7 protein-coding genes are annotated in these 6,894 nt (G+C 45.2%); 2 read left to right on the top strand and 5 right to left on the bottom strand.

Going from position 1 to position 6,894, the window contains the following annotated elements; all coding sequences use genetic code 11:
- Nucleotides 1-278: 278 nt before the first annotated feature.
- On the bottom strand, nt 279-1,322 hold the full coding sequence (locus V6C93_RS18630) for a nitrilase-related carbon-nitrogen hydrolase (protein WP_333478166.1): 1,044 nt from the start codon (nt 1,320-1,322) through the stop codon (nt 279-281).
- Between the two features lie 108 nt (nt 1,323-1,430).
- On the opposite strand from V6C93_RS18630, the gene V6C93_RS18625 reads away from it, so the two are divergent.
- Entirely contained in the window at nt 1,431-2,240 is an 810-nt protein-coding gene (locus V6C93_RS18625; protein WP_333478165.1) for a DUF1838 domain-containing protein, read from the top strand.
- Between the two features lie 446 nt (nt 2,241-2,686).
- On the opposite strand, the gene V6C93_RS18620 is transcribed toward V6C93_RS18625, so the two are convergent.
- Nucleotides 2,687-3,721, bottom strand: a complete 1,035-nt coding sequence (locus V6C93_RS18620; protein ID WP_333478164.1) for a VOC family protein — start codon at nt 3,719-3,721, stop codon at nt 2,687-2,689.
- Nucleotides 3,722-3,894: 173 nt separating this feature from the next.
- Between V6C93_RS18620 and V6C93_RS18615 the strand changes: the two genes are divergently transcribed.
- Nucleotides 3,895-4,479, top strand: a complete 585-nt coding sequence (locus V6C93_RS18615; protein ID WP_333478163.1) for a Uma2 family endonuclease — start codon at nt 3,895-3,897, stop codon at nt 4,477-4,479.
- A gap of 9 nt (nt 4,480-4,488) precedes the next feature.
- On the opposite strand, the gene V6C93_RS18610 is transcribed toward V6C93_RS18615, so the two are convergent.
- The 3 genes from V6C93_RS18610 to priA all read right to left on the bottom strand — a co-directional run.
- Complete coding sequence (locus V6C93_RS18610; RefSeq protein ID WP_333478162.1) at nt 4,489-5,037, bottom strand: Uma2 family endonuclease; 549 nt, start codon at nt 5,035-5,037, stop codon at nt 4,489-4,491.
- Between the two features lie 60 nt (nt 5,038-5,097).
- The gene (locus V6C93_RS18605) at nt 5,098-5,766 is read right to left on the bottom strand and encodes a Uma2 family endonuclease (protein WP_333478161.1); all 669 of its coding nucleotides are present in this window, start codon (nt 5,764-5,766) and stop codon (nt 5,098-5,100) included.
- A 133-nt stretch (nt 5,767-5,899) separates the two neighbouring features.
- The coding region (gene priA / locus V6C93_RS18600) for a replication restart helicase PriA (protein ID WP_333478160.1) at nt 5,900-6,894 on the bottom strand (995 nt) is incomplete at its 5' end.

Here is a 6,894-nt window from a genome sequence, read left to right as displayed (position 1 = left end):
GCCAGGTTGAAATCACCTCTAATCCCTATCAGGGATTGAAACGGGAGCAGAGCAAGCGGCAACGGCTGCCATCGCTGCGGGTTGAAATCACCTCTAATCCCTATCAGGGATTGAAACAAGGCTCAGGATTTTTCTAGAGGCAATCTGATTGGTTGAAATCACCTCTAATCCCTATCAGGGATTGAAACGAGGATTTCAATCAGCAAAAATACTGGGTAATCTGGTTGAAATCACCTCTAATCCCTATCAGGGATTGAAACGAAACTGAATGTCATCTCTCAAATTATCCCCAGCTTCGCTAAACGCTCAATGGTTTCTCGCTGAGTTTGAATAAAGTGTTTGCGGTCTACTTCTCCCTCAAGCATAGTATTGGCAGGGTAAAAGTGAGACTGACGGTAGCTCTCAGCATACAGTTCTAACCGCTGTCGCGAGAGCAGGTTATTCAGTCCCGGACGACGGCGGTATCGGCGCAACGCCTCTAAATCAATCTCAGCAAACGCCGCCATGCTTTCTCCCGAACCCGTCTCGGCTAAAACGATGCCCCGATAGTCAATAATCTTAGAACCGCCGTCAGCGGAGGCTATTGGAATTGGGATATTAGCAATACCTGCTGTATTGGCTGATACAATATAAGCCATATTTTCTACAGCGCGAGAAATTTTTGCAGCTTCTTTAGGCGATCGCTCTTTACCATACACTTCTGAAGTCGAGTGCAGAAAAATTTCCGCCCCGCGCAAGGCTAAGCACCGCGCTACTTCAGGATAGAGGATTTCTTCCGATGCCAGTGCGGCTAAATTGCCGATCGCAGTCTTAGCAACCGGAAACACACCATCCAAACCATAGCAGTCGAGATACTTATCCCAGACATCGTGTGGCGTAGGGGCAAACATGGAATTGAGTCGCCGATATCGCAAGACTATTGAACCCGATGGGTCGAGGACGAAGCACGTCTGGAAGTACAACCCCGGAAAATTGCGATCGATTTCATAGGCGTTGCCAGCTAGAAAAATTTGGTTTTTCTGTGCAATCTGACCGAGTGCTTCATATTCAGCACCAGCCATTTCTAGACAGGCTTTTTGTGCCCAACTCGCCAGCGACTCTCCCATCGGGAACCCCGTCAGGAAGTACTCAGGTAGCACGATCAATCGGCAATCAAATCCAATAAAGGCGATACTAGCAGCAATTTGTTGCCCCAATCGCTTGATGGTTTGTTGCATGAGCGATCGCGCCTCAGTCCGATCACGCGCCTGGTTAACGGCATGGCACGTTACCTGAAGTGCCAAAGCCCTGAATGAGTCTATGCGATCGGTGTTTGCTTCCATAAGCCTTGCGACAACTCCTTCTTGTTTATAAATCCGAAATCGAGATTACCTGTTCTGTAGCCTCTTTTTTTTGTTAAGTTTTGGTAAGTATTATCAGGAGTCTCATAAATGATTAATTCACTCCGGGAGTTTGAGGCCAGAGACTGGGTCAAGGTACGTTGTTCACTTGATGGCACACAGACATTTCTTGCCTGGACAGGTTCAATCTACGCCTTTGTGCCCGATGAACCCAAAAAGCGCCTCTTCAAGATGGTAGGAATGAATGTTAGCAGATGTATTGCAGATACCGAAAGCAGTTGGAATTTTACCTCCAGGGAACTAACTTACTATCTTGACCCAGATACAGGCGAAATTCTCCACAAACGGGAAAATCCCTGGACAGGGGAGACACTGACTGTTGTGCATGTTGTGAACAACCCCGTGGAAGGACGCTTTAAAGGAACATTCCCCGCTTACGTCAATGGTGACATCACAACCTTCGTTTTCGACTTATTTGCTAAGTACCCAAACCCCCTAGCAGAAGACCCGAAATTTATTGATTACAGTCCCAATCCAACCTATCAAGCCGTTGAATTATTTAAACTAACAGTTCCGACAGCAGATTTGCTCAATCCAGAACTGCCCTCAGTTTCGCAACTATACCTGAGTTGGGATAGAATTGGTCCCTGGGTACCCTGGATGAAGATGGGAAATAAAGCAGGACATCTCATCTATAGTGCGAGTGGTCTCAAAGTGAATAATTTTACCGACTTACCCGAATTGCTCCAGGATGAAATCAATACCCGTATCCCTTTATATAAAAATGCTCCAAAAAGTCCATTAGACGCAGATATGACCTCTTGGACATACTTCCAAAAACACTTTGAAGCTTATTTAGCTGGGGAAAGATTCCCAATTCCAGAACCCGAAGAAGAATAATTGATTAAAATCAGTCTGCTTTCCCTCTGTAGAAGCGAAAAACTCAACCTCATCTCTCCCCTTCCCTAACTCTCTGAGTACTCTGTGCCTCTGTGGGACGCTGCGGCAAGCCGCTACGCGTCTACGTTAAATTCACATCTAGCATCAGTCTCAAGTGAGCTTTTCACGGGGCGAGGCATCATGCCTACCTCGTCAGAAAAGTCTCTATATCGTCTGTGGGATGGGCGTCCTGCCTGTTGGAGAAAAGGGTACAAGATCTAAATTATAGCAGTTCTCAGTTGGGTGAAGTACACAGCAGAAAACCTAACCCCCAACCCCTTCCCTACAAGGGTTGCGGGAGTAAGAATCAAAGCCTCTCTCCTACTAGGAGAGAGGTTTTCCAGAGAGGTCAGACTGTATCTCATCCAATCGAGAAGGGCTATAAAAATAGAGTGACGAGGCACATCCTAATCAGATACCAATGACCAGAAGTAGCCATCGGGTGCGACAAAGGAAAAACTTTTTTCCCCAAACTCGTTACCTATAATTTCTGTAACCTTTTCAGCCGCACTCGCTTTCACTCGGTTGAAATAGACTTCCAATCCCTGCGCCCGATAGGTGTACAAGGACACCCCTAAACAACCTGGCTTTGCTTTATCAAATCGTTCAGCTAAATTGATAGAATCAGGAAACCGAATGATATAAAGTCTTCCAGAACGTGCAGCCATAAAATCAGATTTCGACGAGCGAGGGTCATCAAATGCGGTTACTAAGAACCCTTCTTTAGGCTGAAGGTCAAAAATCAAACGACCGGCTTCAGAGGTTTCATAAGTCGTTTTTATTTCTACATCATCACGCACGCGAAGTAATCCCAGGATTTCATCATAAAATCTGAGCGTTTCCTTGCTGCCATCTTGAATAACCATTCCCATATGGGTAATCTGGCTAGTCTTGAACATTGCGCTCTCATTAATCTTCCCGTAATCGGGTAGAGTATAGTTGAACCGTTCAAAAAAAACTTGCCGAGTCAACGGTTGAAGCAGCATCATTTCTCGCACTCCAACAGTTGGATCGACAAAAGGACGGCTCTCCCTCTCTCTTTTATAGATAATTTCCCATAACGGATTTGTATACTTAACAGGTAAACCAGCTGCTACCGCCTCTTCAACATGATTGAGAATATTCAAAATATCAGCTGTTAATGTGGTTGCCCAACGGTTTCCTTTGACCTTCATTGAACCCATTTGCAACCCTTCATTGGTGGGGTTTTCCCAAACCATTAAGCGGATTAGGCCATGATCGGCATCTTGGTGGTAAAGTCGAATCGATCGCAACGATGAATTGACTCCATACAACTTGTTGACTTCTGGTGCGGATAATTCACCGATCCGACCAATTCGATAGCCGAATTGCTCCCAATATTGAATCATTGGTATGGGGTCGCGAACACCAATACAGACTTCGTAGATACCTGCAATTGAGGTTGGTTGTTCCTGGGTCATATTGATGGGATTAATAACTACCGATACTTTAGCAGTTAGAGCGGTTAGCGGTGGCGGCTAGGGCAAGCGATTGAGGTGATCAGCTTGGCTGGTGTTTAGAGATGCGATCGCTCTTTTGGTTCGCTACTATAGTTTAAACGCCTTCAGTGCTTGATGAGTTCGGCATCCAAACTATGCAGACGACAGAAGCGCCTTTCACTCTTCGCCTTTGGACAGTTGAGGAATACTATCAGATGGCAGCTGCTGGGATTTTTCATCCAGAGGAACGAGTTGAATTAATCGCGGGACAGATTATCAGGATGAGTGCTAAAGGAACTGCCCATACTTCAGCAGTGGGTCGCATTTCTCGGTTACTGCAAAACCGTTTGGGACAACAGGCATGGATACGAAAAGAAGACCCAATCCAATTAGACAATTTTTCAGAGCCAGAACCGGATATTGCAGTAGTCAGACTTGACCCACTGGACTACGCTGACCACCATCCTACTCCATCGGAAGTCTATCTAATCATTGAGGTAGCAGATAGTAGCCTGAAATACGATCGCGAAACGAAAGCGAAAGCTTATGCTAAGTCAGGTATTGCAGATTATTGGGTGCTAGATCTTATTGACCGCAAACTGCACGTATTTCGAGAATCCACTCAGGAGGGATATCAGAGCGAAGTAATTTTTTCAGAAGGAGCGAGTGTTTCGCCGTTGCAGTTTCCTGATATTGCAATCACACTTCAAGATATGTTGCCTCCACTGATTGTTCAATAGGCAAAGACTTCAAGCTAATAATTCATCGACTGCCACATTGAAACCGGGTAAGACACTTTGCGTGCTAACTATTTCACCAGAAACAAACACTAGTCTTTTGGTTTGAGTAGTAACAATAATCCAACGACTTTCAGGAAATACGAGCCAAACTTCTGCACCGCCAGAGAGCAAATATTCTTGAGCTTTAGCAATTACATCTTCAGCCAAATCTGTAGGTGAAACGATTTCAGCACTCAGGGGAAAACTCTGGGGAAGTACTTTAGCATCACCATATTGGGCAACTAATTCTGGAGTGAGATAGGCAACATCAGGAGAACGACCTTGCTTGTTAGTGCGACAGGGGACTTCTGTATAAACTTCTCCTCCTTGTCCGCTGGAGTCTTTGTAACTTCTCCAGTAAAAGGAGAGTTTAGATTGAATCCGACTATGCTTTAGCGTCATTCCATTTTTCTCTAATAATTCCCCACCTACCCATTCTGTGGCAACCGGGGGATTTTCCATCCACTCTTCTAGAGAGATGACTGGCGATTGATTTGAGACTACTGTAGAAGCTACCATTGCGATCGATTCTCCTTGGCAATTTTTACTAAATCCAGATATATAGATACTCTCCAATCCCTACAAATTAGCAATCTGTTGAGCAAACCAAAGCGCCGCAGTTACATTAGTTCCCTGATTCATCTGTGCTAACGTCTGCTCTAACAAAAAAATTGGTAACCCTTCCAGAGCTACAGAATTTTCAATTTGTTGATACTTGCCATTCTCCTGTAAATAAAACGCTAATACCCGTTCGCCTTTAATATCTATCACCCAATATTCAGGGATTTGCAATGCTGAATAAAGCCGTTTTTTTTCATCCAAATCCGTTGCCAACGTCGTATCTGCAACTTCCCCCACCAAATTAGGAACTCGCCACTTATTTAGATTAATTCGACGTGGCTCTCCTTCCTGCCACTGGGGAATTTCTTCCCCCATATAGAGAACTATATCGGGAGATGCACCTTGTGTTTCAGGTTTTTCAATGACACAGCCTCCCAAATCTTCAGCAATTTGCTCTGGTTTACGAGCAAACCAAAAACCAAACAGCATGGCAAAAAGCCTAGCAAATCTAGAATGATTAATTCCTTCATTACCCATATCAACAAAAAGATACCCCCGATCAAAAAAGACTCTGACTTCATCCAAATTTGGATCTTCGTAATAGGCTACATAATCTTTCCACGTAGCGGGTTGCCATTTAGGAATGCTATTAGATGTGATATCTGAAGCAACAGTTAGAGGAGTCATATTGAACTATAAAACATCAAGGAAAATTAGAGATTGAATAGGACTGACGCAAGGTTTACAGAATTGCAGAAATTGGGGCTATTATAGACAGATTTTGAAGGAGAATAGGGGGGATATAGATTGTCCTTCCTATTTACATCATATTCAACGGGTCAACATCAATAGTGAGGCTAATATCTTGAGGACAAAGGTCACGCAACTGTGCAAAGTTCGGTAACTCTACAGGCACATCTGGCGGAAACTTCAGCAAAATCTGCCACCGATAACGACGAGCAACCCGCATAATACTCGCGGGTGCTGGCCCCAAAATTTCATACCCTGACCCAGCCACACTTAATCTATCTGCTAAGTCCTCAGCCGTATGCTCTACATCTGCTGCATCCAGACCACTCAACCGCAAGAGAATCAGATGCCCATAGGGGGGATATTGGAGTGCTGCGCGTTGTTCTAATTCTGTCTGAGCAAACGACTCATAGTCGTGACGTTTTACGGTCTGAATCACGGGATGTTGTGGAGAGTAAGTTTGAATAATCACTCGACCAGGGTCATCGCCGCGACCCGCACGCCCTGCAACCTGAGTGAGCGTTTGAAATGTCCGTTCGGCGGCTCTGTAGTCCGCCAAATTCAGCAGTCCATCAGCGGACACAACACCGACTAGGGTTACCTGAGCAATATCTAACCCTTTGGTGAGCATTTGTGTACCTATTAAAAGGTCAGCCTCCCCATTCGCAAATTTGGTCAGCAGTGTTCGGTGTGCACCCTTAGTCCGGGTCGTGTCGCTATCAAATCGAATGATACGCAACTGGGGAAATTGCTGGGTTAACTCTTGGGCAAGGCGCTGGGTACCACTGCCGAAGAATTTCAGGTAGGGAGAACTGCATTCGGGACAATGGCGGGGATGGAGTTGGCTGTAGTTACAGTAGTGGCATCGCAGTAATTGAGTCGCTCCTTCGTGGGTGTAGTGATAAGAAAGCGAAACATCACAATTAGGGCATTCCACGACATAGCCACAACTCCGACAAGATACAAAAGTACTGTGTCCCCGCCGGGGAATAAATAAGATGCCTTGTTGACCCTGTGATTGTAACTGTTGTAAAGCCCTGTAAAGCGATCGGCTAAAAATCGAGC

The sequence above is a fragment of the Allocoleopsis sp. genome, assembly GCF_036703385.1.
Taxonomy (GTDB): domain Bacteria; phylum Cyanobacteriota; class Cyanobacteriia; order Cyanobacteriales; family Coleofasciculaceae; genus Allocoleopsis.
This window is presented reverse-complemented; position numbering and strand designations above follow the sequence as displayed.

Bases quoted from the DNA above. Each gene is read 5' to 3' on its own strand.
- V6C93_RS18630 (WP_333478166.1), bottom strand. From the start codon at position 1,322: ATGGAAGCAAACACCGATCGCATAGACTCATTCAGGGCTTTGGCACTT.
- V6C93_RS18625 (WP_333478165.1), top strand. From the start codon at position 1,431: ATGATTAATTCACTCCGGGAGTTTGAGGCCAGAGACTGGGTCAAGGTA.
- V6C93_RS18620 (WP_333478164.1), bottom strand. From the start codon at position 3,721: ATGACCCAGGAACAACCAACCTCAATTGCAGGTATCTACGAAGTCTGT.
- V6C93_RS18615 (WP_333478163.1), top strand. From the start codon at position 3,895: ATGCAGACGACAGAAGCGCCTTTCACTCTTCGCCTTTGGACAGTTGAG.
- V6C93_RS18610 (WP_333478162.1), bottom strand. From the start codon at position 5,037: ATGGTAGCTTCTACAGTAGTCTCAAATCAATCGCCAGTCATCTCTCTA.
- V6C93_RS18605 (WP_333478161.1), bottom strand. From the start codon at position 5,766: ATGACTCCTCTAACTGTTGCTTCAGATATCACATCTAATAGCATTCCT.